This window comes from Streptomyces sp. NPDC001219 (genome assembly GCF_053597915.1).
On sequence record NZ_JBSFJF010000074.1, the window covers coordinates 1 to 24335 of the forward strand.

Annotated in this window: 20 protein-coding genes; 13 read left to right on the forward strand and 7 right to left on the reverse strand. The window is 73.7% G+C overall.

What is annotated here, in order from left to right; genetic code table 11:
- Positions 1 to 111 precede the first annotated feature (111 nt).
- The 3 genes from ACWC9R_RS31540 to ACWC9R_RS31550 all read left to right on the forward strand — a co-directional run bounded on the left by ACWC9R_RS31540 (position 112) and on the right by ACWC9R_RS31550 (position 3671).
- Positions 112 to 1302, forward strand: coding sequence for an acyl-CoA dehydrogenase family protein (locus ACWC9R_RS31540; protein ID WP_450736634.1), 1191 nt, complete (start codon positions 112 to 114; stop codon positions 1300 to 1302).
- Complete coding sequence (locus ACWC9R_RS31545) at positions 1302 to 2402, forward strand: Zn-dependent alcohol dehydrogenase (protein WP_450736636.1); 1101 nt, start codon at positions 1302 to 1304, stop codon at positions 2400 to 2402. Before ACWC9R_RS31540 ends, ACWC9R_RS31545 begins: the two co-directional genes overlap by 1 nt.
- 369 nt (positions 2403 to 2771) lie before the next feature.
- Positions 2772 to 3671: a hypothetical protein gene (locus ACWC9R_RS31550; RefSeq protein WP_450736638.1), complete on the forward strand. Its 900-nt coding sequence runs from the start codon at positions 2772 to 2774 to the stop codon at positions 3669 to 3671.
- Between the two features lie 79 nt (positions 3672 to 3750).
- Here ACWC9R_RS31550 and ACWC9R_RS31555 read toward each other — a convergent pair whose 3' ends face one another.
- Complete coding sequence (locus tag ACWC9R_RS31555) at positions 3751 to 4359, reverse strand: flavin reductase family protein (protein ID WP_450736639.1); 609 nt, start codon at positions 4357 to 4359, stop codon at positions 3751 to 3753.
- A 221-nt stretch (positions 4360 to 4580) separates the two neighbouring features.
- Between ACWC9R_RS31555 and ACWC9R_RS31560 the strand changes: the two genes are divergently transcribed.
- Positions 4581 to 5165, forward strand: coding sequence for an RNA polymerase sigma factor (locus ACWC9R_RS31560; RefSeq protein WP_450736641.1), 585 nt, complete (start codon positions 4581 to 4583; stop codon positions 5163 to 5165).
- Between the two features lie 8 nt (positions 5166 to 5173).
- Positions 5174 to 5827, forward strand: a complete 654-nt coding sequence (locus tag ACWC9R_RS31565) for a hypothetical protein (RefSeq protein ID WP_450736642.1) — start codon at positions 5174 to 5176, stop codon at positions 5825 to 5827.
- A 112-nt stretch (positions 5828 to 5939) separates the two neighbouring features.
- Here ACWC9R_RS31565 and ACWC9R_RS31570 read toward each other — a convergent pair whose 3' ends face one another.
- Together ACWC9R_RS31570 and ACWC9R_RS31575 are read right to left on the reverse strand one after the other, a co-directional pair.
- Entirely contained in the window at positions 5940 to 6818 is an 879-nt protein-coding gene (locus tag ACWC9R_RS31570; RefSeq protein ID WP_450736644.1) for an enoyl-CoA hydratase/isomerase family protein, read from the reverse strand.
- Between the two features lie 142 nt (positions 6819 to 6960).
- On the reverse strand, positions 6961 to 9216 hold the full coding sequence (locus tag ACWC9R_RS31575; RefSeq protein WP_450736646.1) for an acetate--CoA ligase family protein: 2256 nt from the start codon (positions 9214 to 9216) through the stop codon (positions 6961 to 6963).
- 566 nt (positions 9217 to 9782) lie between these two features.
- On the opposite strand from ACWC9R_RS31575, the gene ACWC9R_RS31580 reads away from it, so the two are divergent.
- Together ACWC9R_RS31580 and ACWC9R_RS31585 are read left to right on the forward strand one after the other, a co-directional pair.
- Positions 9783 to 10238, forward strand: a complete 456-nt coding sequence (locus ACWC9R_RS31580; protein ID WP_450736648.1) for a Zn-ribbon domain-containing OB-fold protein — start codon at positions 9783 to 9785, stop codon at positions 10236 to 10238.
- A 190-nt stretch (positions 10239 to 10428) separates the two neighbouring features.
- Positions 10429 to 10917 (forward strand): N-acetyltransferase family protein, encoded by a 489-nt coding sequence (locus ACWC9R_RS31585; protein ID WP_450736650.1) that lies wholly within the window; start codon positions 10429 to 10431, stop codon positions 10915 to 10917.
- Between the two features lie 187 nt (positions 10918 to 11104).
- Here ACWC9R_RS31585 and ACWC9R_RS31590 read toward each other — a convergent pair whose 3' ends face one another.
- Together ACWC9R_RS31590 and ACWC9R_RS31595 are read right to left on the reverse strand one after the other, a co-directional pair.
- Complete coding sequence (locus ACWC9R_RS31590) at positions 11105 to 11839, reverse strand: pyridoxine/pyridoxamine 5'-phosphate oxidase (protein WP_450736652.1); 735 nt, start codon at positions 11837 to 11839, stop codon at positions 11105 to 11107.
- A 1-nt stretch (position 11840) separates the two neighbouring features.
- The gene (locus tag ACWC9R_RS31595) at positions 11841 to 12887 is read right to left on the reverse strand and encodes an FAD-dependent monooxygenase (RefSeq protein WP_450736654.1); all 1047 of its coding nucleotides are present in this window, start codon (positions 12885 to 12887) and stop codon (positions 11841 to 11843) included.
- 120 nt (positions 12888 to 13007) lie between these two features.
- Between ACWC9R_RS31595 and ACWC9R_RS31600 the strand changes: the two genes are divergently transcribed.
- Positions 13008 to 13781 carry a VOC family protein gene (locus ACWC9R_RS31600; RefSeq protein WP_450736656.1) on the forward strand — a complete coding sequence of 258 codons (774 nt, stop codon included), beginning with the start codon at positions 13008 to 13010 and terminating at the stop codon, positions 13779 to 13781.
- A gap of 143 nt (positions 13782 to 13924) precedes the next feature.
- Here the strand turns inward: ACWC9R_RS31600 and ACWC9R_RS31605 are convergent, their stop codons facing one another.
- Complete coding sequence (locus tag ACWC9R_RS31605) at positions 13925 to 15109, reverse strand: thiolase C-terminal domain-containing protein (RefSeq protein ID WP_450736657.1); 1185 nt, start codon at positions 15107 to 15109, stop codon at positions 13925 to 13927.
- A gap of 416 nt (positions 15110 to 15525) precedes the next feature.
- Here ACWC9R_RS31605 and ACWC9R_RS31610 point away from each other — a divergent pair, with 416 nt between their 5' ends.
- The 4 genes from ACWC9R_RS31610 to ACWC9R_RS31625 all read left to right on the forward strand — a co-directional run bounded on the left by ACWC9R_RS31610 (position 15526) and on the right by ACWC9R_RS31625 (position 19868).
- Complete coding sequence (locus tag ACWC9R_RS31610) at positions 15526 to 17118, forward strand: IPT/TIG domain-containing protein (RefSeq protein WP_450736658.1); 1593 nt, start codon at positions 15526 to 15528, stop codon at positions 17116 to 17118.
- 208 nt (positions 17119 to 17326) lie between these two features.
- The gene (locus tag ACWC9R_RS31615; RefSeq protein ID WP_450736660.1) at positions 17327 to 17827 is read left to right on the forward strand and encodes an allene oxide cyclase barrel-like domain-containing protein; all 501 of its coding nucleotides are present in this window, start codon (positions 17327 to 17329) and stop codon (positions 17825 to 17827) included.
- A gap of 209 nt (positions 17828 to 18036) precedes the next feature.
- Positions 18037 to 19398: an acyl-CoA dehydrogenase family protein gene (locus ACWC9R_RS31620; RefSeq protein ID WP_450736662.1), complete on the forward strand. Its 1362-nt coding sequence runs from the start codon at positions 18037 to 18039 to the stop codon at positions 19396 to 19398.
- On the forward strand, positions 19398 to 19868 hold the full coding sequence (locus ACWC9R_RS31625; protein WP_450736664.1) for a nitroreductase/quinone reductase family protein: 471 nt from the start codon (positions 19398 to 19400) through the stop codon (positions 19866 to 19868). Before ACWC9R_RS31620 ends, ACWC9R_RS31625 begins: the two co-directional genes overlap by 1 nt.
- A 199-nt stretch (positions 19869 to 20067) precedes the next feature.
- Here ACWC9R_RS31625 and ACWC9R_RS31630 read toward each other — a convergent pair whose 3' ends face one another.
- The gene (locus tag ACWC9R_RS31630) at positions 20068 to 20715 is read right to left on the reverse strand and encodes a TetR family transcriptional regulator (protein ID WP_362602874.1); all 648 of its coding nucleotides are present in this window, start codon (positions 20713 to 20715) and stop codon (positions 20068 to 20070) included.
- A gap of 930 nt (positions 20716 to 21645) precedes the next feature.
- Here ACWC9R_RS31630 and ACWC9R_RS31635 point away from each other — a divergent pair.
- Positions 21646 to 24291: an outer membrane protein assembly factor BamB family protein gene (locus ACWC9R_RS31635; protein WP_450736666.1), complete on the forward strand. Its 2646-nt coding sequence runs from the start codon at positions 21646 to 21648 to the stop codon at positions 24289 to 24291.
- Positions 24292 to 24335 lie beyond the last annotated feature (44 nt).

The following is a 24335-nucleotide window of genomic DNA, read 5'->3' on the forward strand; positions in this document are numbered from 1 at the left end:
GCCGGTGTGGGGGACGTAAAGCGAAGCAGTCCCCCACACCGGCCCCTCCGGCCCGTCCCCTCCCGTTGGGGGGAGTTCTTTCCGTTGGTGGGGGTGGGTGTGGAGGGGCTTGTGGACTTTGGGTTCGGTAGGGCGGATGGGGAATTCCGGGCGGAGGTCCGGGAGTGGCTGGAGCGGCATCTCGTTGGTCCGTATGCGGGGTTGGCGGGGGTGGGCGGGCCCGGGAGTGAGCACCTGGGGGTTGCCGAGCGGCGGGAGTGGGAGCGGGAGTTGGGGGGTGGGGGGTGGATCGGGCTCGGGTGGGAGTGCGCGGAGGGGGCGTACGGGAACCGGGTGGGGAGTCTGACGCAGCAGGTCGTGTGGGCCGAGGAGTACGCGCGGGCCGGGGCGCCGGGGCGGGTGGGGCACATCGGGGAGAACCTGCTGGCGCCGACGCTGATCGCGGCGGGGGACGAGGCGCAGCGGCGGCGGTTCCTGCCGGCCGTCGCGCGGGGTGAGGAGCTGTGGTGCCAGGGCTACAGCGAGCCGGACGCGGGGTCGGATCTGGCGGGGCTGCGCACGGTGGCGGTCCGCGACGGGGCCGGCTATCGCGTCAGCGGGCAGAAGATCTGGACGTCGCTGGCCCGGGAGGCCGACTGGTGCTTCGTGCTGGCGCGGACGGACCCGCGGGAGCGGCGGCACCGGGGGCTCTCGTTCCTGCTGGTGCCGATGGACCAGCCGGGACGGGTCGAGGTGCGGCCGATCCGGCAGATGTCGGGGACGGCGGAGTTCAACGAGGTGTTCTTCGACGGGGCGCTCGCCCCGCAGGTGGTCGGCGGCGAGGGCGCGGGCTGGCGGGTGGCGATGGGGCTGCTGGCGCGGGAGCGGGGGGTGTCCACGCTCGTGCAGCAGATCGGGTTCGCCGCCGAGCTGTCCGCCGTGATCGCCGAAGCGGTGCGCTGCGGTGCGCTGCGGGACGCGGTGCTGCGTGAGCAACTCATCGGGCAGTGGGCCGAGTTGCGGGTCATGCGGTGGAACGCGCTGCGGACCCTGGGTGCCGCCGGGGACGCCGGGGCGCCGAGTGTGGCGAAGCTGCTGTGGGGTGGCTGGCACCAGCGGCTGGGGGAGCTGGCGATGCGGGTGCGGGGCGCCGCCGCGGCGCTCGGGCCCGTCGACTGGACCGCGCGGGCGCCGTACGAACTGGACGCGCTGCAGCGGCTGTTCCTGTTCACCCGGGCCGACACGCTCTACGGCGGTTCGGACGAGATCCAGCGCAACATCATCGCCGAGCGTGTGCTCGGCCTGCCCAGACTGGAGCGGTGATGAAGGGCGTCATATTCGACGGCGAGCAGCCCCGGGTCGTGGACGATCTGACGGTGCGGGACCCGGGGCCGGGTGAGGTGCTGGTCGGCATCCGGGCCGCGGGGCTGTGCCACAGCGATCTGTCGGTGATCGACGGGACCATTCCGTTTCCGGTGCCGGTGGTGCTGGGGCACGAGGGCGCGGGCGTGGTCGAGGCCGTGGGCGCCGGCGTCGGCCATGTGGCGCCCGGCGATCATGTCGCGCTGTCGACGCTGGCCAACTGCGGGGCGTGCGCGGAGTGCGACCGGGGGCGGCCGACGATGTGCCGGAAGGCGATCGGGATGCCGCAGAAGCCGTTCCGGCGGGGCGAGCGCGAGCTGTTCAGCTTCGCGTCGAACTCGGCGTTCGCGGAGCGTACGGTCGTCAAGGCGGTGCAGGCCGTGAAGATCGCCGAGGACATTCCGCTGACCTCGGCCGCGCTGATCGGGTGCGGGGTGCTGACCGGTGTCGGCGCGGTGCTCAACCGGGCGAAGGTGGACCGCGGGGACTCCGTCGTGGTGATCGGCGCGGGCGGGATCGGCCTCAACGTGCTCCAGGGCGCGCGGATCGCCGGGGCGTCGGTGATCGTGGCGGTGGACGCCAACCCCGCGAAGGAGGCGGTGGCGCGGCAGTTCGGCGCCACGCACTTCATCGACGCCTCGGCGGTGGCCGACAGCGTCAAGGCGGTGAAGGAGATCCTGCCGACCGGCGCCGACCACGCCTTCGAGTGTGTGGGCAGCACCCGGCTGATCCGGCAGGCCGTCGACCTGCTGGACCGGCACGGCCAGGCGGTGCTGCTCGGGGTGCCGCCGGCCACCGCGGAGGCGTCGTTCCTGGTGTCGTCGATGTACCTGGACAAGGCGATCCTGGGCTGCCGGTACGGGTCGGCGCGGCCCCAGCGGGACATCGCGCTCTACGCCCGGCTGTACCGCGAAGGGCGGCTGCTGCTGGACGAGCTGGTGACCCGGACGTACCCCGTGGAGGACTTCGCGCGGGCGGCGGACGACGCCCACCACGGGCGGGTGGCCCGGGGGGTGCTCACCTTCGGGGACGAGGCCGCTCCGGCGCCGGACCGTTCCTGAGGGGTCCTGGCCTTCCGGCCGCTGGTGGTGCCCGATTGCCCCCCTCGACGGCGGGCGTTCCGGGCCCGGTCCTTGTCGCCGTCGCCTTCCCCGGAGTGGTGGCCGCCGGGCGGTGCGGCCCCGTGGTGGGGCGGCGCCTGGCGGGTGCATCATCCCGGGGGAGGGGTGATGGGGATGGGGACCATGGGCACTGCGGGGGACGGGCGGCCTGCTGGGAGGCCGGGGGCCGGTGTGCCCAAGACGGCCGGGGCGGGCGGGAGTCACGGCTGCGGCGGGGGCCATGGCCGTGACGGAACTCAGGGCCGGACCGGGGTTCACGGCACCACCGGTGTTCACGGGCGGACCGGTCCGCACGGCCCCCTCGGTCCCGTGTGGAGCGGCCGGACGCTGCTGGTGTCGATGGCGGCGCTGCTGGGTGAGGCCGGGCTCGCCGTGGTCGGGCTGCTGTTGCACGGCGCCACCCAGGAGGGCCCGGCCGGCAACGGCTTCATGGCGGGCCTGGTCCTGCCGGTCGCGCTCGTCCTCGGCGCGCTCCCCGGGTTCGTGCTGACGGTCACCCTGGTGCTGCCGACCCTGTCGCTGGCGCGCCGGGCGGCCCGGTGGAGCGGGCGGCGGGGGCGGCAGGCGTGGTGGTGGACGGCGGCCGCCGCACCGTTCACGGCGGCCGCCGCCCCGTTCACGGCGGCCGCCGCCCCGTTCACGGCGGCCGCGGCGACGGTGGCGTACGGGGCGCTCCGCGCGCTCCTCACCGGCTCGGCGGAGCCACCCGGGGTGTACGCCGGGTGCTGGCTGCTGCTGACCGTGGCGGCCGTGCCCGCCGCCCTGCTGGCCGCGGTCGCCGCCCGGGGCACCGGGACCCGGCGCACCGTCCGGCTGACGCTCACCGTCGCGGGCAGCGGCTTCCTGGCCGCCCTCGTGCTCGGCGTCCTGGGCGTGGGCGCCCTCGCGACGGGCCTGTTGACCGTGTACGAGCACCCGAAGCCGGCCCGGAGCGCGCTCGTCGGGGTCTGGACGGACGGGAGTGGCGGCACGCTGGAGCTGTCCGCCGGCGGGGCGGCGACGACCCGCGGGATGAGCACGCCGGGGGACGACTGCGGCGGCGCCGGCAGCTGGAAGCTGAAGCGCGCCCCGGCGGGCGGGCAACTACGGGTGGAGGTGGGCCGCTGCGAGTGGTACGTCGGCGGCACGGAGGACGCACCCACTCTCTACGCCTTCCTGGGCGACCCGGACGCGTGGGACCGGCAGGTGCTGACCCGGCGCGGGGACTGAGGGCCACTCAGGCGGCGGGCCTCGGCTCCGCCGTCGTATGCCGCCGTCTGCCGTCGCTGTCGTGGCCGTGCTGCCGCGCTCACCGGCGGAAGTGGCCGAAGGCGCCCCGGTGGAAGAGGAGCGGGCCGCTCCCGGCGGCGGCCGGGTCGGTGCCGAGTGCCTCGACGCGGCCGACCACGATGAGGTGGTCGCCGCCGGTGTGGACGGCCTGGATCGTGCAGTCGATCCAGGCGGGGACGTCCGCCAGCCGTGGTGCGCCGGTCACCGGCGCGGGCTCGTGGCGGACCCCCGCGAACTTGTCGCCGCCGCTGACCGCGAACCCCCGGCAGAGCTCGCCCTGTCCGGCGCCGAGGACGTTGACGCAGAACACCCCGGCGCGGGCGATCCGCGGCCAGGTGGTCGACGTACGCGCCACCATGAACGTCACCAGCGGCGGGTCGAGGGACAGTGAGGCGAAGGACTGGCAGGCGAAACCGGCCGGACCCGGCTCCCCGGGAGCGGTGATGACCGTGACGCCACTGGCGAAGTGTCCCAGTACGGAGCGGAATTCCATGGGGTCCATAGGGGCGCGCTCGTCCTCGCGTACGGCGCGCAGCGCGGGCCGGGGTGGCGCGGTGGCGGGCGACGGGCCGGCCGCCGTGGTGGGCGCGCCGACGGAGCGCAGGTACCGCACGACCGTGGCTGCCATTCCCGCGTGTCCCATCATGGGTTCATTGAATCTGATGGAGCGTCAGATGTGAAGGCGTGCGGAGCGGGCACCACCCACAGGTGTGGTTTTCCCTGGTTCCGGGATGATCTGCGGCGGATTCGGGGGAGATCGGTGACTGGATTCCTGATTGCGTGGCGTCGCCGCGGGTAGCGTCCACTTCGGCCGCGTCCGTAGCCGAGCACGGGGGAGAGTTCCGGTACATGGCCGATGCGACACCGTCGTCAGCTTCGTCTGCCGCGACACCCAGCTTTGACGAGGTCTTCTGCGGGCTGCTGCCCCGGCTGTACCGAAGGGCGGTGATGCTGGCCGGATCGAGACAGTCCGCGGAGGACGTGGTGCACGAGGCCTATCTCAAACTCGCGGCCCGGCCCCAGCGCTTCCTCGCCCATCCCGAGCCCTACGCCTACGCCTTCACCACCGTCCTCAACGTCGCCCGCGACGCCTACCGCAAGGACCGGCGCCAGGTGCTGGTCGACGGCATGGAGGGGGTCGAGGAGGCCGGTGCGGGGGGCGGCGCCGGGTCGGGAGCCGGCGGGGCGGCCGGCGGCTGGGACGGCGGGGTGGAGCGGCGGCAGGCGGAGATCGAAGCGGTGCGCCTGCTGGGGCGGTTGTCGCACCGGCAGGCCGGCATCGTCATCCTCGTCGACCTCGACGGCTACACCCTCGACCAGGCCGCCAAGATCATGAAGGTGCACCGGGGCACCGCCGCCCGTCATCGCGCCCGAGCGCTGGACAGGCTGCGCGCCCACCTCGTTGAATCGGAACACGGGCAGGCCGGGAGGTGAGCGGCGCGGTGGACGTGGGGCCACGCCATGACGGCGGTGCGGGCGCGGCGGGCGGTGACGGCCGGGGCTCCGGCGGCGGGCGGGGCGACGGCTCCGGGGACGACGCCGAGACGCTGCTGCGCGCCCGGCTGCGGCTCGCGGACGAGCAGATCGAGACACCGGCCGGCCTGTGGGACCGCATCAGGGAGCCGGGTACCGCGCGGAGGCCCGAGGTGGTGCCGCTGCCCCGGAGGCGGCCGCGGTGGGTGGTGCCCGTGGTGGCGGCGGCGGTGACCGCGGTGGTGCTGGGGGTGTGGTGGCTGGTGCGCCCCGGGCTCGTCTCCCTCCAGCCGGCAGGGCCGGACCCGAAGGTGAGGATCACGGTCTACAACAGTGAACAGGCCTGCCGCACGGGCCGCTCCCTGGAGTGCGCGCTGCGGCTGGCCAACGACCCGCGCGCCAGGTACGCCGCGCGCGGCAACTCCGCCGGCCGCGTCTGGCACGGCGATGTGCTGTCCGCCCGCTGTGTGGTGACGGACGGGCGGATGGTCCGGGACGAGGCGGGCGTCACCTCCTCCCGCTGGTATCTGGTCACCAGCGGGCAGGGGGTGCGGGGCTGGCTGCCGGGCGTGCGGACGCGCAACACCCGTGAGGTGCCGGAGTGCCCGGCGGGGGTGCGCTAGGCGCACGGGGCCTGTGCTCAGGGCGCTGACCTCGGGCCCCGACTTCGGCCCCTGACCTCGGGCGCCGGGCGCGGGCGCCGGGCGCGGGCCGTGGGAAGGGGCCCCGGGAAGGTCACCTGCCGCGGTATGCCGGATGGCGTCGCGCGACGAAGGAGGCCACGCCCTCCTGTGCGTCCGCCGTCGTCATATTGATCTCCTGCGCGGTGGCCTCGGCGGCCAGGGCCGCCGCCCGGTCGGTGTCGAGCGAGGCGTTGACCAGCTGTTTGGTCAGGGCCAGTGCGCGGGTGGGGCCGGCCGCCAGCCGCTCGGCCCACTCCCGGGCCGTCTTCGCCAACGCGCCGTCCGGCACGACCCGGTTGACCAGACCCAGCCGCTCCGCTTCGGCGGCCGGTACGGCGTCCCCGAAGAACATCAGCTCCTTGGCGCGCTGCGGGCCGATCAGCCGCGGCAGGAGGTAGGCGCCGCCGCCGTCCGGGACCAGGCCGCGGCGGACGAACACCTCGATGAAGCGGGCGGATTCGGCGGCCAGCACCAGGTCGCAGGCGAGCGCGAGATGGGCGCCGAGCCCGGCCGCGGTGCCGTTGACGGCGGCGATGACCGGCTTCTCGCAGTCCAGCACCGCCGTGATGAGCCGCTGGGCGCCGCCCCGGATCAGCCGGGCGACATCACCGGCGACCCGCTCGCCGGCCGACGGGGCTCCACGCAGATCGGCACCGGCGCAGAAGCCCCTGCCGGTCGCGGTGAGCACGACGGCCCGGACGCCGGGGTCGGCCGAGGCGTCGGCGAGCCGGTCGATGAGGCGTTCGCGCTGGTCGGGGGTGAGGGCGTTCATCGCGTCCGGCCGGTTGAGGGTGAGCCACGAGACGCCGTTGTCAGTGGTGTGCAGTACCAATGAATCGACGGGGTCCGCGGGGGAGGCGGAGCCGGTCCGGCCGGCGGGCTCGTCGGCCGCGGCGGGGGGAACGGAACCGGGGGACGGTGAGGGTGTCATGGGGGAACGGCTCCAGAGGGTGCGGTCGGGGCGGTCACGGTGGCCGGCGGCGTTGTGGGCGGCGGTCCGTGCGCTGCGGTGGGCCGGGGTATGGGTGTGGGCGCGCTTGTGGGTGCGGTTACGGGTGCGGGCGCCGGTGCGGTCAGCGGCAGACGGCGAGCGCGTCGAGGGCCACGGCGCCCTGGCCGCGCGGCAGCACCACCAGCGGGTTGATGTCCAGTTCGGCCAGCTCGTCACCGAGTTCGAGCGCCATCCGCTGCACCCGCAGGACGACCTCGACCAGCGCGTCGAGGTCCGCGGGCGGCGCTCCGCGCACGCCGTCCAGCAGGGCCCGGCCGCGGAGTTCGTCGAGCATCGCGCGCGCCTGGTCCTCACCGAAGGGCGGTACGCCCACCACCACGTCCCGCAGCACCTCCACGAGCACCCCGCCGAGCCCGACGGTCACGGTCGGCCCGAAGAGGCTGTCCTGGGTGACGCCGACGATCGTCTCGACGCCCCGCTCGATCATCTGGCAGACCAGCACCCCGTCCAGCGGGACGTCCTCGTAGCGGGCGATGTCGGTGAGTTCGCGATAGGCGTCCCTGACCTGGCTGGCCGAGGTCAGCTGGACCTTGACCAGGCCGAGTTCGGTCTTGTGCGTGAGCTGCGGCCCGGAGGCCTTCATCACCACGGGGTAGCCGACCAGGCTCGCGGCCCGTACGGCCGCCGCCGCGCTGGTCACCAGCTGCTCGCGCGGGACCCGGATGCCGTAGGCGCGCAGCAGCTGCTTCGCCGCGTGCTCGCTGAGCTGCTGGCCCGGACGCATCAGGGCCTGCGCCTTGCGCGCGGACGGGGACAGGACGCGCGGGGCGTCGTCGAAGGGGGAGCGGTAGCCGGCGACGAAGCGGTGGTGGTCGAGATAGGCGCGGACCGCGGTGATGCAGTTGGCGAAGGTGCGGAAGGTCGCCACCCGCGAGGAGCCGAGCAGGGTGCGGCGGTAGGCGTCCTCCGTACCGACCGGCGAGCCCCACACCACACACACCAGCTTGTCCGTCTGCTCCGCCGCGTCCACCAGGTCCTGTGCGAGCTTGTCGCTCATCGGCGGGAAGGGGCCGGTGATCGGGCAGATCAGGATGCCGATGGCGGGGTCGGCCAGGAGCGCGTCGAGGATCTTGCGGCCGCGCCAGTCGCCGACCGGGTGCCCGCCGTTGTCGACCGGGTTGGCGACGTGCAGGTACTCCGGTATCCACTGGTGCAGTTCGGCCTGCTTGGCCGGGCCGAGGGTGGGCAGCCGCAGCCCGGCCGCGGTCGCCAGGTCGGAGAAGTGGGCGCCGGTGCCACCGGAGATCGAATAGACGGCGACGCCCTCGGCGGTGGGCTTCCTGGCACGGGCCAGCAGCGCCGCGGTGTCCTGCAGCTCGTCGAGCCCGTCCACCCGGATCACGCCGAACTGCCGCATCGCGGCGTCCACCACCTCGTCAGCGCCGGTCAGCTTCCCGGTGTGCGAGGCGGCCGTCCGGGCGCCGGTCTCGGTGCGGCCGACCTTGACGGCGACGACGGGCACCTTGTTGCGGGCGGCGCGGTCGGCGGCCAGCAGGAAGCTCCGGCCGTCCTTGAGCCCTTCCACATACGCGGCGATGGCGCCGACCTCGGGACGGGTGGCGAAGTAGGAGAGGAAGTCGGCGGTCTCCAGATCGGCCTCGTTGCCGGTGGGAGCCCAGTGCGACAGGCGGATGCCCAGTTCCTGGAGGCTGAAGACGGGGCGGCCCTGGTGGCCTGACTGGGTGATCAGGGCGATCGCCGGTCCGTCCAGGTCGGTACGGAACCTCTCGAAGGCGTTGAGGTTGGTGTTCGGGCCGAGCAGCCGCAGCCCGGAGCGGGCGACGGCCTCGGCCAGCCGGTCCTGGGCGGCCGCGCCGCGCTCACCGGTCTCGGCGAACCCGGAGGCGAAGGCCACCGCGAACTTCACCTTGGCCTCGGCGAGTTCCTCGATGACCGGCAGCGGGTCGGCGACCAGCAGGACTGCGAGATCGACGGGCTCCGGCAGCTCGGCGATCCCGGCATGGCAGGGCCGCCCGAAGACCTCGGTGCGGCCCGGGTTGACGGGGTGGAGCCGGGCGCCGACCCGTTCCGCCCAGCCGATCAGCTGACGGGTGATGCCCGTATTGGGGCGCCCCTCGCTGTCCGAGGCGCCGATCACGGCCACCGACTCGGGCCGGAAGAACCGGTCCAGGTCCGGCACCGGAGCGTGCAGTGGACGGCCGCTGACATCCCGGTCGACGGGGCAGGCGCCCTGTCCCCCGCCGTCGCGGTGCGGTTCACTCATACCGTGGACGGTGTGTGGTGGTTGCTCCCCACAGGCCACGACGCGGGCCGGCCGGGAGTGAGTGGTGAGGGTGCCGTGAGTCGATCCAAGCATCGCAGACGCCCGCTCCTGTGTGACGGCTCTCATAACTGACGCATAGTCAGATTACTGAACTGACGGCATGTCAGGAATGGCTGTGCAAGGGAAAGGTTGCGCGAGGCGGGCCGGGTGTGGCGGTGCGGTCGGGTGTGGGTAGACCCCGGGAGGGTCACGCCGGGCCCCTTGCGCGCCTGGCCCGCTTCGGCTGAACTGACGTACCGTCAGGCTCAGTTCTGGGCGCCCGCCGTGATGAGCCGCGCGACAGGGCCGGGCCGGAGGGTGGCGGCGGGCCAGGCGCATGCTGTGCCGGATACGGCCGGTCCGGTGGACAGGGCCGGATCGCCGGACGCGATCGGGTCGCTCGACGAGGTGCTGGGGGTGTTCCGGTGAGTGTTGGGGCTGCGGGGACGGGTGCGGACTCGGCGGGGGCGGCTGCGGATGTGGCTGCGGGGGCGGGTCCGACTGCTGCGGGTGGAGGGGCGTCCACGGGCGGGGCGGGGAGTGACGGTGCCGCCCGTGGGGCCCGTGCCGTCCGTGCCGCCGGGCCGGTGCGGGGGGCCGCGCGGTTCGATCTGCCGGAGGTGGACGCGTTCACCCGGCCGTACTGGGACGCGGCGGCCGAGGGGCGGCTGCTGCTGCGCCGCTGCCGGGCCGAGGGCTGCGGTGCGGCCCACCACTACCCGCGCGAGTTCTGCCCGCGCTGCTGGAGCGACGACGTCGGCTGGGAGGAGGCCACCGGCCGCGCCACCCTCTACACCTGGTCCGTCGTGCACCGTAACGACCTGCCGCCGTTCGGCGACCGGGTCCCGTACGTCGCGGCCGTGGTCGATCTCGCCGAAGGCCCCCGGATGATGACCGAGATCACCGACTGCCCGGAGCACGAGCTACGGATCGGGATGCCGCTCAGGGTGCACTTTCGGGGCGCGGGCGCGGGCGCCGTCGACGGCGAAGGCAAGGGCGCGGTCGAGGGCGGTACTGCGGGCGGGAGTGAGGGGGAAGGCGCCGTGGCCGCCGTCCCCGTCTTCCGGCCGGCGTGAACCCACGCCCCCGGGGCCCGGCACCCGGCAGCTCGCCCCTATGCCCGACGTCGCCGGGCGGTCGCGGCCCGTGCCCGACGTCGTTGGCCGGTCGCGGTCCGTGCCCGGCACCCCGGTTGTTCTCTCCCGCTGTTCTCCCCCGCAGCGAAACCCGGTGGCGGGCCGGGCGGCCCCGAGGCATGCTGTGGCCGTGCTGATTCGTGAGGCGACCGCGGCTGACTGGCCCGCCATCTGGCCCTTCTTCCACACCATCGTGGCGGCCGGGGAGACCTACACCTACCCGCGGGACATCGACGAGGAGACGGCCCGCGGGACCTGGATGCTGACGCCGCCCGGCCGCACGGTCATCGCGGTCGACGACTCCGGCACGGTCCTGGGGACGGCCAAGATGAACCCCAACCACATGGGCGGCGCCTCGCACATCGCCAGCGCCAGTTTCATGGTCGACCCCGAGTGCGGCGGACGCGGCGTCGGCCGGGCCCTGGGCGAACACGTACTGGACTGGGCCCGCGCCGAGGGCTACCGCGCGATGCAGTTCAACGCCGTGGTGGAGACCAACACCGGCGCCGTCGCGCTCTGGAAGTCCCTGGGCTTCCAGATCATGACGACCCTGCCCGAGGGCTTCCTGCACCCCACCAAGGGCTATGTGGGGCTGCACATCATGTACCAGCAGCTGTGAGTGCGGGCGGGAACGGCCCGAGCCGGTCACGCCGCACGGACGACAGGGTGAACGGGCGCCGCCGCAGCCGGTGACACCGCAGCCGATAACCCCGCAGCCGATGCCGCAGCCGGTGCCGCCCGTCCGGTGACACCGCAGGCCACCGCCGCGCGCACATGCCGCCCGCGCCGCCGGTGCCTGGCGCCGCTCACGGCCAGAGCAGCTCCTTCACCCACCCCCCGCTCTCGAAGCGGTAGTTGAGCCGCAGGTGACGGCGTTCCGCGTCCCCCTGGAAGAACTCGACCTCCTCCGGCTGCAGCACATACAGCGTCCAGCTCGGCACCGGCGCCTCGGGCTCGCGCCGCGCACGCTCCCACGCGGCCTCCGAGGCGCGCGCCAGCTCCTGTACCGAGCCGAGCACCTCGCTCTGCCTGCCGACCAGCGCTGCGGCCAGCGCGCCCGTGGAGCGGCGGTGCAGATCGGCCGCACTCTCCTCGGGGCCCGCCGCGGTCACCGTCCCGCTGACCCGCACCTGCCGGCCGACCGCCGGCCAGTAGAAGCCGAGCGCCGCCCGCGGCCGTACGGCCAGTTCGCGGCCCTTGCGGCTGCCGCGGTGCGAGGCGAAGTGCCAGCCGCGCTCGTCGGCGTCGTGCAGCATCAGGGTCCGTACGGAGGGGGCGCCGGCCGCGTCCGCCGTGGCGAGGGTCATGGTGTGCGGCTCGGGGACCCCGGCCTCGGCGGCCTCCCGCAGCCACCGCCGGAACAGCGGGAGCGGTGCGGCCGGGGCCGCCGCCGGGTCGAAGGACGGCAGGGCGACGTCCCAGACCCGCAGCCCGCGCAGCAGCTCGCGGAACGCCCGGGCGTCCGCGTCGTCGGAGTGTTCCGCCGGGGTGCCGGCGGGTGCGGCGTCCGGTGATTCCTGGGGCGCGGGGTGATCGGTCATGTCAGGCAGCGTACGTGGGGCGCCCGGCGGCCGGGGCGTGCGCGGGGGCCGCCCCCGGAGCGGGATGGTCCTTGAGGGTGATCGCGTGGGCGCCCCGCTGCACCTCCTCGGTGATCTTCCTGGCGACCACGTTCTTCCAGGGCATGTACGGCAGCGCGCGCATCATCAGATGCCGGAACCGGATCTGCCACCAGGAGTCCGCCGTCATCTCCTTGGCGAACTTCTCCGCCAGCGCGTGGTTGACCGCGACATAGCCGCGCATCTCCTTCTCGTAGCGGTCGAACGCCTCCTCCGGACCGCGCCCCGGTACCGCCAGCTCCCCGGCCAGCACATACGCGCCCACCAGCGCCATCCCCGTGCCCTGCCCGGACGCCGGTGAGGCACAGTGCGCGGCGTCGCCGAGCAGCACCACCCGGCCGCGCGACCAGCGGTCCATCTCGATCAGCTGCATCCCGTCGAAGTAGAAGTCGTCCGCCGCATCGGCCGCTTCGAGCAGCCGCGGGACCCTCGTCCAGCCACCGGACGGGGCGACGCCGACGCCCCGGAACGCCGCCTTGAGCAGCGCCCGTTGCTGGTCGGGACTCCGGTGGTCGTGGTCCAGCCGCGGCGACCGGAAGGAGAACAGGCCCTTGGCCGCCGGGTCCCCTGCGGAGCGGTAGACGCAGATCAGCCTGCCGGGCAGGGCGTGGTACAACTCCTCGCGGTCCAGGCCGAGTTCGTTCGGCAGGGAGAACGCCGAGATGTACGCCCCGAGGTGCCGTACGAACCGCTCCTCCGGGCCGAAGGCCAGCCGCCGGACGTTCGAGTGCAGACCGTCGGCGCCGACGACGAGGTCGAAGCGGCGGGGCGCACCGCGCTCGAAGGTGACCTCGACACCGCCCGCGCCGTCTGTGCCGCCCGTGCGGCCTCCCTCGTGGCCCCGGTCCCCGGTCGGACCGTCGTCATGAGCGCCCGGCCGCTCGGTGAGGGAGGTGATCGAGTCACCGAAGACGTACTCGACGTCCGCGCGGGTGCGTTCGTGGAGGAGGTGCGCCAGATCGCCCCGCATGAGTATACAAACGTCATAAACGCTTGTCTGTGACGTTTGTGTAGCCCCTCTTCAGGACCCAACCTGTCCTCAACCCCCGTTAGCGTCGGCTCAGGCCGTGTCACTGCGAAGGAGCAGACCGTGAGCGAGATCAGCAGCAACCAGCCGCTCGGTACGCCGACTTGGATCGATCTCGGGGTCCCCGACCTCGACCGGGCGAAGGGGTTCTACCGCGCACTGTTCGGCTGGGAGTACGAGGAGCGGTCGGCGGCGGCCGGGCCCCTCACCCTGTGTCTGCTGCGCGGCCGGCGGGTGGCGGCCCTGCGGTCCGTCTCCGCCGCGGATGTCGAGGGCGAGTCCTGGTGGCTGCCGTACCTCGCCACGGACGACTGCGACGCGGCGGCCCAGCGGATCGTCGAGTGCGGCGGGACGGTGCCGGTGCCGCCCGCGGAGGTGGCGGGGCTGGCCCGTACGGCCGTCGCGGCGGACCCCGCCGGCGCCCGGTTCGGCCTCTGGCAGGGGCGTACGCTGCCGGGCTGCGAGCTGGTCAACGAGCCTGCCACGCTGATCCGCAACGACCTCGCGGCCCCGGACCCCGAGCCCGCCCGCCGCTTCTACGCCGACGTCTTCGCCTTCACGCTCGACGGCAACGACGACCTGCCCGGCGTCGACTTCACCTTCCTGCGGCGGCCCGACGGCCATGAGATCGGCGGCGTCATCGGCGACCCCACGGCCCGTGCATCCCGCTGGCAGACCCTGTTCGAGGTGGCGGACACCGACGAACTGGTGGCCCGTGCCGTCGCCGCCGGCGGAGCGGCCGAGGCCCCCGAGGACACCCCGTACGGCCGCATGGCCGTGCTCACCGACCCCTTCGGCACCGCCTTCACCGTCGGCGCCCGCCCCGCCGCCGACTGAGCAACGGCCGGCCTCCCGGCCCCGTCTCGTCTCCCGGCCCCCTCCGGCCTCGGCGCCGGGCGCCCGCAAGTCCCCGCCGGGCTCCCGCCGGACCCCTGTCGTCCGCCGGGCCCTGCTTCCCGAGGCCCGGCGCTGGCCCCGCCTCACCCCCGCCCCAACACCACCGTCCCCGAGGAGCAGAACCAGCCGCCCGTGCCGGAGGCGACCGCGAGCTGGGGCAGCCGGCCGCCGGGCCGGTGGACCTGGCGGTCCGGGCCGGCCTCGCCGCGGAGCTGGCGTACCGCCTCGACCAGCAGGAACAGCCCCCGCATCCCGGGGTGGCAGGCGGCCAGCCCGCCACCGTCGGTGTTGACCGGCAGCTCCCCGTCCCGCAGCAGCCGCCCCTTGCCCACGAACGCGCCGCCCTCGCCCTTGGCGCAGAACCCCAGGTCCTCCAGCGTCACCAAGGTCATGTAGGTGAAGGCGTCATAGATCTCGGCGAGGTCGATCTCGTCCGGGCGGACCCCGGCGCGGTCGAAGGCCAGCCGGCCGGAGACCGCCGCGGGGGAGACGGTGAAGTCGTCCCACTCCGACATGGTGGTGTGGGACACCGCGGTGCCGGAACCGAGCACCCATACCGGGGGTTTGGCGAGGTCAGGGACGTGGTCCTCGGCGACGAGCAGGACCGCGCAGCCGCCGTCGGAGCGGATGCAGCAGTGCAGTTTGGTGAACGGTTCGGCGATCACCGGCCCGTCCAGGACGTCGTCGACGGTGATCGGTTCGCGGTACAGGGCGTCCGGGTTGGCCGCCGCGTTGGCGCGTGCCTGGACCGCGACCTGGGCCAACTGCTCCAGGGTGGTGCCGTATTGGTGCATATGGCGGCGGGCGGCCATGGCGTACTTGGCGATCAGGGTGTGCCCGTAGGGGACCTCGAACTGGAGCGGGCCACGGGCGCCGAAGGACAGGTTCGAGGTGCGCCGCCCGGCCCTGATGTCGGCGCGGGCGGTGGAGCCGTAGACGAGGAGCACGGCGTTGGCGTGGCCGGCGGCTATCGCGTCCGCGGCGTGCGCGGCGAGCACCTCCCAGGTGGCGCCGCCGACCGAGGTCGAGTCGACCCAGGTGGGGCGCAGTCCCAGGTACTCGGCGACCTCGACGGGCGCGAGGGTGCCCAGGCCGGCCGAGGCGAAGCCGTCGATCACCGCACGGTCCAGCCCGCTGTCGGCGAGTGCCCGGCGGGCGGCCTGGGCGTGCAGGGCGTACGGGGTGGCCCGGTCCACGCGTCCGCAGTCGGACAGGGCGACTCCGGCGACGGCGACCTTGCGCTTCCCGTAAGTGGTCCCTGAGGTCATGAATCTGACGGTACATCAGATATGGGGAGCCTGGGCAGGGGGCGGGGTGCGGCTCCGGCCCCGGAAGGGTTCCGCGCTCGCCGGCCGGAACGCGATCACCGTCGCCGCTGCGGCGCCGTCCGGAGAAGGCGGCTTAAAGCGATTATCGGAGAATCTGAGATATGCGGCGGTCTTTAAAAGGCCACCCGGGAACGGTATTCTCACATCGCTTTGTGCATTTCACCGGCCAGCTCTCGGCCGGCTGACTGCTCGCTGTTTGCCCATGCGGCGGAGCAGACATTTCCGTGTGCGGGACGAAAGCGCTCCCGCCTGCCTGAGGGAGTGTCATGTTCGCCTTTACTCCGCACATTCCGACGCCCGCACCGGCGCGAAGTTCCGGATTACGTGCCGCATTTGTGGCGGGCGCGGTTATTCCGGTGGGTGCGCTGCCCCAGGGAATTACCCTTTCGCCCGACGGTGCCCGCGCCTATGTCGCCAACCGGGGCTCGGACACGATCAGCGTGATCGACACCGCCACCAGTACCGTGACGGACACCCTCCCCACGGGAGCCGGTCCCGGCATCGTGGCGCTCACGCCGGACGGGACCCGTGGCTATGCGGTCCTCGCCGACGCCGGACTCGTCAGCGTGCTCGACACCGCCACGAACACCTTCGGCACGGACATCCCGGTGGGGAACGGGCCGGCGGGGGCAGCGGTCACCCCGGACGGCAGCCGCGTCTATGTGAGCCAACAGGCCGGTGGCACCGTGAGCGTGATCGATACGGCCACCAATACGGTCAGCGATGTCATCACCGTCGGGAACGCCCCGACCGGCGTGGTGATCGCCCCGGACGGGACCAGTGTCTATGTGGCATGTTTCGGCTCGGGGGCGGTGAGCGTGATCGACACCGCCACGAACACCGTCTCGGCCGCCATTCCCGCCGGTCCGGTCCCCATCCTGCTGGCGGTCAACCCCGACGGGTCCCGCGTCTACGTCACGAACGTCGGCAACTCCACGGTCGGCGTGATCGACACCGCGCTGGGGGCCGTCATCGACACCATCGGGGTCAGTGCCCAGCCGCGCTTCCTGGCGGTGACCCCGGACAACGCCCATGTCCTGGTGGCGAATTCGCTGCCGGACACGGTGAGCGTGATCGACACCGCCACCCATACCGCCGTCGAGAACATCGGGGTGGGCGCCGGCCCGGCCGGCCTCGCCATCCATCCCGACGGGACGCACGCCTACGTCGTCAACACCGAGGCCGGCACGGTCAGCGTGATCGCGACGACCGTGCTGCCCGACCAGGGGTCCACGGCGGGCGGCGCCACCGTGACGGTGACCGGGCACCACCTGGCCAACGCCACCGCCGTGCGCTTCGGGACCGCGCAGGCCGGCATCACCGCCAATACGGACACCTCGCTGACCGTCACCGAGCCCGCCGGGTCGGGTGCCGTCCCCGTGACGGTCACCACCGCGGGCGGCACCGGCACCCTCGGCACCTTCTACTACACGCCGTTGCCCGTACTCACCGGCATCAGCCCCGACGTGGGGCCGGTCGCCGGCAGCGACGACGAGATCACCCTCACCGGCCGCAACCTCGCCGGGGCGATCGATGTGTACTTCGGCACCAGCCGCGCCGTGATCCAGAGCGTCTCCGACACCGAGATCACCGTCCGGGCGACCACGGCCCCGGGGCCCGGCGGCGTCCCCGTCACCGTGCGCACCGCCGGCGGCAGCGTCCAGGGCCTGACCTACACCTACGTCAGTTCCTCCACCGTCACCGACATCAGCCCCAATTCGGGACCGACCTCGGGCGGCACCGTCGTCACGATCACCGGCACCGGCCTGTCCCACACCGAGCAGGTCACCTTCAACGGCACCCCGGCGCCCTTCGAGATCGTCTCCGACACCGCGGTGACCGCCACGTCCCCGCCCAGCGGCGCCGCAGGCACCGTCACGGTCACGGTCACCGGCCCCGTTGACGGCCCCACCGGATCGTTCACCTACGTCGGCGGTCCCGGCATCTGATCCGCCGGACGGGCCGCGCAGCCCGGCCGGGCCGACCCCTACGGGCGGCGCGGCACCGGCACACCGAGTTTCCGGCCGACCGGAACCCGGCCGACGGGCCGGGCGGGAGTCGCGGGGCCCTGCCGTCCACGCGACAGCGGACCGGGATCGAAAGCACCTCACGGCACAGCGTCAGAGCAATTCCCTTCCAGTCCCAGAGGAGAAAACTGTGCGTCCCTTCAAGCAGATCCTGCTGACCGCGGCCACCGGAATGTCGGCCCTCCTTTTCTGCGCACCGGCGGCCGCCGCGGCCGGTGCCGCGGCCGATTCCTTTCCCCCGAACGAGACGGTCTTCCAGCTGGTCGCCAAGCAGACGCAGGGCACGTTCGTCGATGTGGACGGATCGTCCGGGCCGAGTCAGGGCGACGAATTCGTCAACACCGGGAACCTGTTCCGCGCCGGCCTCCCGGTCGGCACCTACAGCCAGATCTGCACCCTGACCCGGACCGCCCCGGGCGACGAGTTCGACCTCCAGTGCGCGTCCGACCTCGCGCTTCCCCTGGGACAGATCACCGCGGAGGGCCGCTTCACCGTCACCGCCGCCGGCCCCGGCACCATCAACTTCGCGATCACCGGAGGCACCGGCCACTACCGCACGGCGCACGGCTCCATCCACGCCGTCAACGTCAGCGACACGGAGACCAACCTCACCGTGCACCTGATCCGCTGACCGGCGGCGCACGCCTAGGAGCCGGGTCACGGCGGTGTGACCCGGCTCCGTGCCGTTCCGGATGCCCGAGCCCCCGGCCGCCCCGATGACTTGCGGACCCGGCCTAGGAAAGTGCACCCCTCGTCCCTACTATGACGGCCCGTCAGATCGGAAGCGGGGGGCCCGTCGGACCGGACGGGCGTTGTCGCACGGCCGGGAGGAGCCCGCCGATGGATGCCGCGTTCACCGAGGAGCAGCACGAAATCCGCCGTACGCTGCGCGAACTGCTGCTCAAGCGCTGTGGCCCGGACGAGGTCAAGGCGGCGGTGCGCACCCCGCCCGGGTACGACACCCAGCTGTGGCAGCAGCTCGCCGGACGGCTCGGGCTGCCCGGTCTGGCGCTGCCCACGGCGTACGGCGGGGTCGGCTGCGGCCCCACCGAACTCGCCCTGGCCTGTGAGGAGACCGGCCGCGCCGTGCTGCCCGCACCGCTGATCGCGACCGCCGCGCTGGCCGCCCCGCTCCTCCTCGCGCTGGGCAGCGAGCGCCAGCGCCACACCCTCCTCCCCGCACTCGCCGCCGGGGAGCTGACCGCGACCCTCGCGGTGCCGGGCGGCCGGCTCGCCACCGCACTGGCGCTGACCGGCCCGAACGACGGCGGCTGGGCGGGCGGCGGCCGGGCCGGTGGTATCCAGGCGCGGCGGGCGCCGGAGGGGGGCGGGGCGGCGAACGGCGCACGCCCGCCCGGCGGCTGGCGGTTGTACGGGGAGGCCGGGCAGGTGCTCAACGGGCACACCGCTGACGTGCTCCTGGTGGCCGCGCACACCGGCGGCTTCGCGCGCAGCCGCACCCTGCTCTTCCTCGTACGGGCGGACGGGGGCGGTGCCCGGTCCGGCGCGGCGTCCGGGGTGCCCGGTCTGCTGCGGACCCGGCAGACCGCGCTGGACGAGACCCGGCCGCAGGCACGCCTCGAACTGCGCGAGGTGCCCGCCGAGTTGCTGGGGGAGGGCGACGGCGACGAGACGGCGGTGGCCGGGGCGCTCGCCGCGACGGGGGTGACGGCGGCCGCGGCGCTGGCCGCCGAGGCCGTGGGCGCGGCCGACGCGGCGCTGGCCCGCACCGTCGCCCATGTCCGGCAGCGCGAACAGTTCGGCCGGCCCATCGGCTCCTTCCAGGCGGTGCAGCACCGGCTCGCCGATCTCTATGTGCGGCTGCAGGCGGCCCGCTCGGCGGCGTACTACGCGGCCTGGTCGGCGGGCGGCGGGCCGTCCGGGAGCGGCGCAGGTCCGGACGGCACGGCCGAGCCCGGGGTGGGGGCGCTGGCGCTCGCCCAGGCGCTGGAGACCCTGCGGGCGGTGGCGGCCGAGGCGGTGCAGCTGCACGGCGGTATCGGCTTCACCTGGGAGCACGAGGCACATCTGTACTTCAAGCGCGCGGCCTGCGACGAACTGCTGCTGGGGCCCGTGCACCGGCTGCGGGCGCGGGCCGCCGAGGAGGCCGGGCTGTTCCCGGACGGGGCGGCGGAGCCGGGCGGGCGCGGGGAGCCGGCCGGTGTGCCGGTCCCGGGCCGGCCGGCGGCGGTGCCGCGCTGATGCGCCCGGGTGAGCGGCTGCTCATGAAGGTCTCCGCGACCCGCGCCTTCGCCCGCACCGCGCCGTACGTCATTCCCGCGCTGGATCGGGCGGTCCACCGGCTGACCCGCGGAAAGGTGCTGCTCAGCGCCCGGATGCTGCCCGGTGTGGTGCTGACCGCGACCGGCGCCAGGAGCGGGCTGCCGCGGCGTACCCCGCTGGCGTGCGTACCGGAGGAGGGCGGCAGCTGGCTGCTGGTCGGCAGCAACTTCGGGCGGCCGGGGCATCCGGCCTGGACCGGGAACCTGCTCAGCAATCCGGAGGCCGAGGTGAGTTGGCGGGGCCGGGACATTCCGGTGCGGGCCCGGCTGCTGTCCGGGGAGGAGCGGGCGCGGGCCTGGCGGGCGGCGCTGGCGCTGTGGCCGCCGTACGCCGCGTACCAGGCGCGGGTGGAGCGGGAGATACGGGTGTTCCGGCTGGAACGGCGCTGAACGGGCCGGTGCGTGCCCGTATACGCGCAGCGGGCGCCGTGCCGGACCCCGGAGGGCCGCGCGGCGCCCGCTGCGTGTGCGGTACAGCTATGGCAGGACGGACACAGGAACGATGGGCGAACCGTCCCGGGAACACCGGGACTTCGAGGCGCGGCGGCTTCTCCGGCCGCTGCCCCGACCGCTCTCGCGGATGCTTCGGTTATTTGGTCGGCTTCTTGCCGGTGACACCGAGGTGCACCAGCAGCGCGAGATTCGGCTTGAGCTCGGCCTGCTTGACGCCCCAGCTCTGGAAGCCCTTCTGGTGCGCGGCGACCGCGGCCAGCATCGCGACCATCGAGCCGGCGATGGCGGCCGGGCTGACGTCCTTGTCGACCTTGCTCTTGCTCTGCAGGTCCTTGATGGAGTCGGTAAGGGAGTTGGTGACGGCATTGAGGATCTTCATGCGGATCTTGTAGAAACGCTTGTCGCCCTCGGCGGCACCCAGGTCGACGACGCGCAGAATGGCGTCGTTCTTGCGCCAGAAGGAGAGAAAGCCCTCGACCAGATCCTCCGCGGCCTGCCAGGCGGATTTGCCCACCCAGGAGCGTCCGGCGACAAGATCGGTCAGAGTGGCGCCTTCTTTGGCCATCTCCTCGGCGATTTCGAGGACGGCACCCTCGACGTCCGGGAAGTACTGATAGAACGTTGCGGGTGAAGTCCCCGCTTTTCGGGCTACATCGATGACCTTGACGTCCCGATAGGGGGACGAACTGAGCATTTCACTGAGGCAGTCGAGAAGCTTTTGCCGCGTCGCCTGTCCGCGGCGGCCGGCAACTCTGCCGTCGACGGTTCGAACTTGTCCTGTCATGCCGTCAGCTTACCGAGGGGTGATCGGAGCGCGATTTGGCTGCCTGCAAATGGGGATGGGGGAGTTAGGGGTGGGTGGCCCCGGGGAGCGCCGTGGTGGCGGGCCGGTCCGCACCCGCGGCTCGAATGCTGCCGCTTGGTCCGAACCGGTGAACGGTGTTATCAACAGCCTGTGGACAACTTTGGTGGATAAGTGGTCACCCTCCGTGCGACAAGTGCGCGACGATGGCCGTCAGTTGAACATCGCCCCCTTCGCTCCCGCCGGTGGCGCCGTGACCTTCGGACCTCCCGGCAATCGAGCCTGTGTTCGAATCCCTGCCGAGCGTACTGCGCGAACCGGTACTAGCGTGGACATATGGCCGCTGCGGCGATCGCCGTTTCCGGCTGCCCCGGTGTCATTCAAGGCGCCACGCCCGGCGCGCGTGCGCCGAAATGACCTTCGAACACGCAGAATTGGAGCGTGGGGCGGACGTGACGGCGGGGAGGCCAGGCGTGAAGGGGGACGGGTGTGTGCGGCCGGTGGGGCGGCGCGGTGGGCAGCATCGCGGCGACCGGATGCCCGGGAAGCTCAACCGATCTCCTCATGAGCGCGTCAAGCAGAGTGGTGAACGTCCGCAGGGCGGGCGGTGCCCCGCGCAGGGGACCCGCGACCGAGCGGTAACCCGGTGGGCAATCGCCCTTCGCAGGACGTATCGGAGCACGTCAGGCGGGGTTGGAAGACGTCGGGTAACGGACCCGGTGCGGGCTACGGGGGGTATGCCGTGACACGGCGGACAGGCCCCGGGTTCGCAACCGTCGGCTCGGCCAGGAAGAATCAGCACGCGTACGGCCGTTTCGGCCAGGCGGTGAGACGCTGCACGGGGCAGTGGCTCTCGGCAAATCGTGGCAATTGAGAGTCTCTTTCAACGCCCCACGGGGAGGTGGCAGGTAAGTGGTGGAGCAGCTGAAGCAGCTGACGCAGCACGATCCCCGGCGGATCGGGCCGTTCGAGGTGCTCGGCCGTCTCGGGGCCGGCGGCATGGGGCTGGTCTATCTGGCACGCTCGGCGTCCGGCCGGCGCGTGGCGATCAAGACGGTGCGTACCGAGCTCGCCGAGGACCAGCTGTTCCGGGTCCGCTTCACCCGCGAGGTCGAGGCGGCCCGCGCGGTCAGCGGCTTCTACACGGCCGCGGTGGTGGACGCCGACCCGCGCGCGGCGGTGCCCTGGCTCGCGACGGCCTATGTCCCCGCGCCCTCCCTCGAGGAAATAGTCAATGAGTGCGGGCCGCTCCCGGCCCAGGCGGTGCGCTGGCTGGCGGCCGGGATCGCCGAGGCGCTGCAGTCCATCCACGGTGCGGGCCTGGTGCACCGCGACCTGAAGCCGTCGAACGTACTGGTCGTCGAGGACGGCCCCCGGGTGATCGACTTCGGTATCGCCTCCGGGGTGTCCAACACCCGGCTGACGATGACCAATGTGGCCGTGGGCACGCCCGCCTACATGTCGCCCGAGCAGGCCCGTGACTCGCGCAGTGTGACGGGCGCGAGCGATGTTTTCTCCCTCGGGTCGACGCTGGTCTTCGCCGCCACCGGGCACGCGCCGTTCCATGGCGCCAACCCCGTCGAGACCGTCTTCATGCTGCTGCGCGAGGGCCCCGACCTGGCGGGGCTGCCGGACGAACTCCGTCCGCTCATGGAGTCCTGTATGCAGATGGAGGCCGGCCAGCGGCCGTCCCCCGCCGATCTCCAGTCCCAGCTCGCGCCGCACCTCTTCGGCTCCGGCAGCGACGACAGCGGTACCGCCTCGGCCTGGCTGCCGGCCGGCGCGGTGGGCCTCATCGAGGGCCGGCGCGGCGGCCGTACCGCCGTACCCGGCAACGGCCAGCGGGCCGCCGCCGGCCGTGGCTCCGCCCGCCCGGCGCCCGCCGCACCGCCGGCCCCGCCCGTGTCACCCCCGATGCCCGCACCCGTCCAGGCCCCGCCGCGGCCGGAGAGCGCCCCCGCTGCCGCCGTCGCGGAGTCCGGCTGGCCCGGCCAGATCGGTGCGGGCCCCGGCGCGCACCGCGGCGACCCGCGCGGTGCCCACCCGGGCCCGATGCCGCAGCCCGCGGTGCTCGGCCCGGACGCCTCCACGGCCCGGGTGACGCCGGTCTCCGCACCGCCGCCCGCCTCCGCGCCGTCCCCCGCCGCCGCACTCTCCTCCGCACCGCCCGCCCCGTCGGCGGCCCCCGGTGAGGGAGCCGCCGGTCCCGTACAGCTCGGTGGCTCGCACGCCCCGATAGGGCCGGGGCCGCGCGCCGAGGCACCGCCGCCGCGTGCGCAGGCCGGTGCCGCGACGAACTGGGTACGGCCGCCCGGCGCCGGACCCACGACCGGGGTGCCCCCGCAGGGCCCGGCGCACGGCGGGGAGAGCCCGGCCCGCAACGAGGCCGCACCGCCCCCGCCGCCCGAGGCCCCGCCCGCCGAGCCGGGCCGCTGGCGCCCCTGGCGGTTCCGGATGTCGAACGATGTGTGGGGCACTCCCGCCGTCGCCGACGACCTGCTCTACGTCACGTCCTTCGAGGTGCACGCGCTCGATGTGGCCAGCGGACGGCGCAAGTTCAAGACCCGTGACGTCGCCTGGGCGATGGCCGTCGCGGACGGCCGCATCCATGCCTCGGACGGCCCGAGCCTGTACGCCCTGGACGCCGACGACGGCACCGAGCGCTGGCGGCTGAACACCGAGGGCTGGGTCTACGCCCTCAAGGTCGACCGCGGGACCGTCGTCACCAGCACCCGCGGGGGCGGCGTCCAGGCCTGGGAGGCCGCCAACGGCGAACTGCTGTGGGAGACCGGCGGCGTCCAGACCGACTTCGAGACCGCCGAGGCCGGGCCCGTGGTGCACGAGGGCACGGTCTTCGTCTGGGCCGACGCCCGGCTCAAGGCACTGGAGGCCCGGACCGGCGCCGAGCGCTGGTCGTACCCGGTGGGCGACGCCGCGGCCTGCGGCGGGGTGCCGATGCGGCTGCTGCCCGCCTCGGACGGGGCGGTTTATGTCGTGGCCGGCACCCGGGTGCTGGCGATCGACATCGCACGCGGTGACGTGCGCTGGCACTTCGAGGCGCCCGCGGTGTTCCTCAGCCCGCCCGCCTTCGCCCCCGGCCCGGCCGTCACCGGCGGCGGGGTCTATCTGGCGGACTACCTCGGCACGGTCTACGCGCTGGACCCGGCGGACGGGCGCGACCGCTGGCGGATCGCCACCGAGGCCCGGCAGTCCACCGAACCGGTGCTGGTCGCACACGGTGCGGTCCATCTGGGCAGCGGCAAGGCGCTCTACACGCTCGACGCGGTCACCGGCACCCCGCGCTGGCGGTTCCAGGCCGGCGCGGAGGTCATCGGCGCCCCGGTCGTCGCGGAGGGCCGGGTGCACTTCGGCTCCGCCGACCACTGCCTCTACACGCTCGACGCGATGGGCGGCCAGCTGCGCTGGAAGCTGGAGACCGGCGGCGAGATCACCGGTTCCCCGATCGCGGTCGGCGGTGTGGTGTACGCGTGCAGCAAGGACCGCTGTGTGTACGCCCTGGACGCGGGCAAGGGGACGGGGCTGGCGCGGCGGTCGTGACAGGCGCGGGCGGCTGACGGCCGGGACGGCTGATGGCCGGGACG

What these genes read in the sequence shown, in the direction of transcription:
- ACWC9R_RS31545 (WP_450736636.1), top strand. Translation starts at nt 1,302, where the DNA reads ATGAAGGGCGTCATATTCGACGGCGAGCAGCCCCGGGTCGTGGACGAT.
- ACWC9R_RS31555 (WP_450736639.1), bottom strand. Translation starts at nt 4,359, where the DNA reads ATGGCAGCCACGGTCGTGCGGTACCTGCGCTCCGTCGGCGCGCCCACC.
- ACWC9R_RS31560 (WP_450736641.1), top strand. Translation starts at nt 4,581, where the DNA reads ATGGCCGATGCGACACCGTCGTCAGCTTCGTCTGCCGCGACACCCAGC.
- ACWC9R_RS31570 (WP_450736644.1), bottom strand. Translation starts at nt 6,818, where the DNA reads ATGACACCCTCACCGTCCCCCGGTTCCGTTCCCCCCGCCGCGGCCGAC.
- ACWC9R_RS31575 (WP_450736646.1), bottom strand. Translation starts at nt 9,216, where the DNA reads ATGCTTGGATCGACTCACGGCACCCTCACCACTCACTCCCGGCCGGCC.
- ACWC9R_RS31590 (WP_450736652.1), bottom strand. Translation starts at nt 11,839, where the DNA reads ATGACCGATCACCCCGCGCCCCAGGAATCACCGGACGCCGCACCCGCC.
- ACWC9R_RS31595 (WP_450736654.1), bottom strand. Translation starts at nt 12,887, where the DNA reads ATGCGGGGCGATCTGGCGCACCTCCTCCACGAACGCACCCGCGCGGAC.
- ACWC9R_RS31605 (WP_450736657.1), bottom strand. Translation starts at nt 15,109, where the DNA reads ATGACCTCAGGGACCACTTACGGGAAGCGCAAGGTCGCCGTCGCCGGA.
- ACWC9R_RS31620 (WP_450736662.1), top strand. Translation starts at nt 18,037, where the DNA reads ATGGATGCCGCGTTCACCGAGGAGCAGCACGAAATCCGCCGTACGCTG.
- ACWC9R_RS31625 (WP_450736664.1), top strand. Translation starts at nt 19,398, where the DNA reads ATGCGCCCGGGTGAGCGGCTGCTCATGAAGGTCTCCGCGACCCGCGCC.
- ACWC9R_RS31630 (WP_362602874.1), bottom strand. Translation starts at nt 20,715, where the DNA reads ATGACAGGACAAGTTCGAACCGTCGACGGCAGAGTTGCCGGCCGCCGC.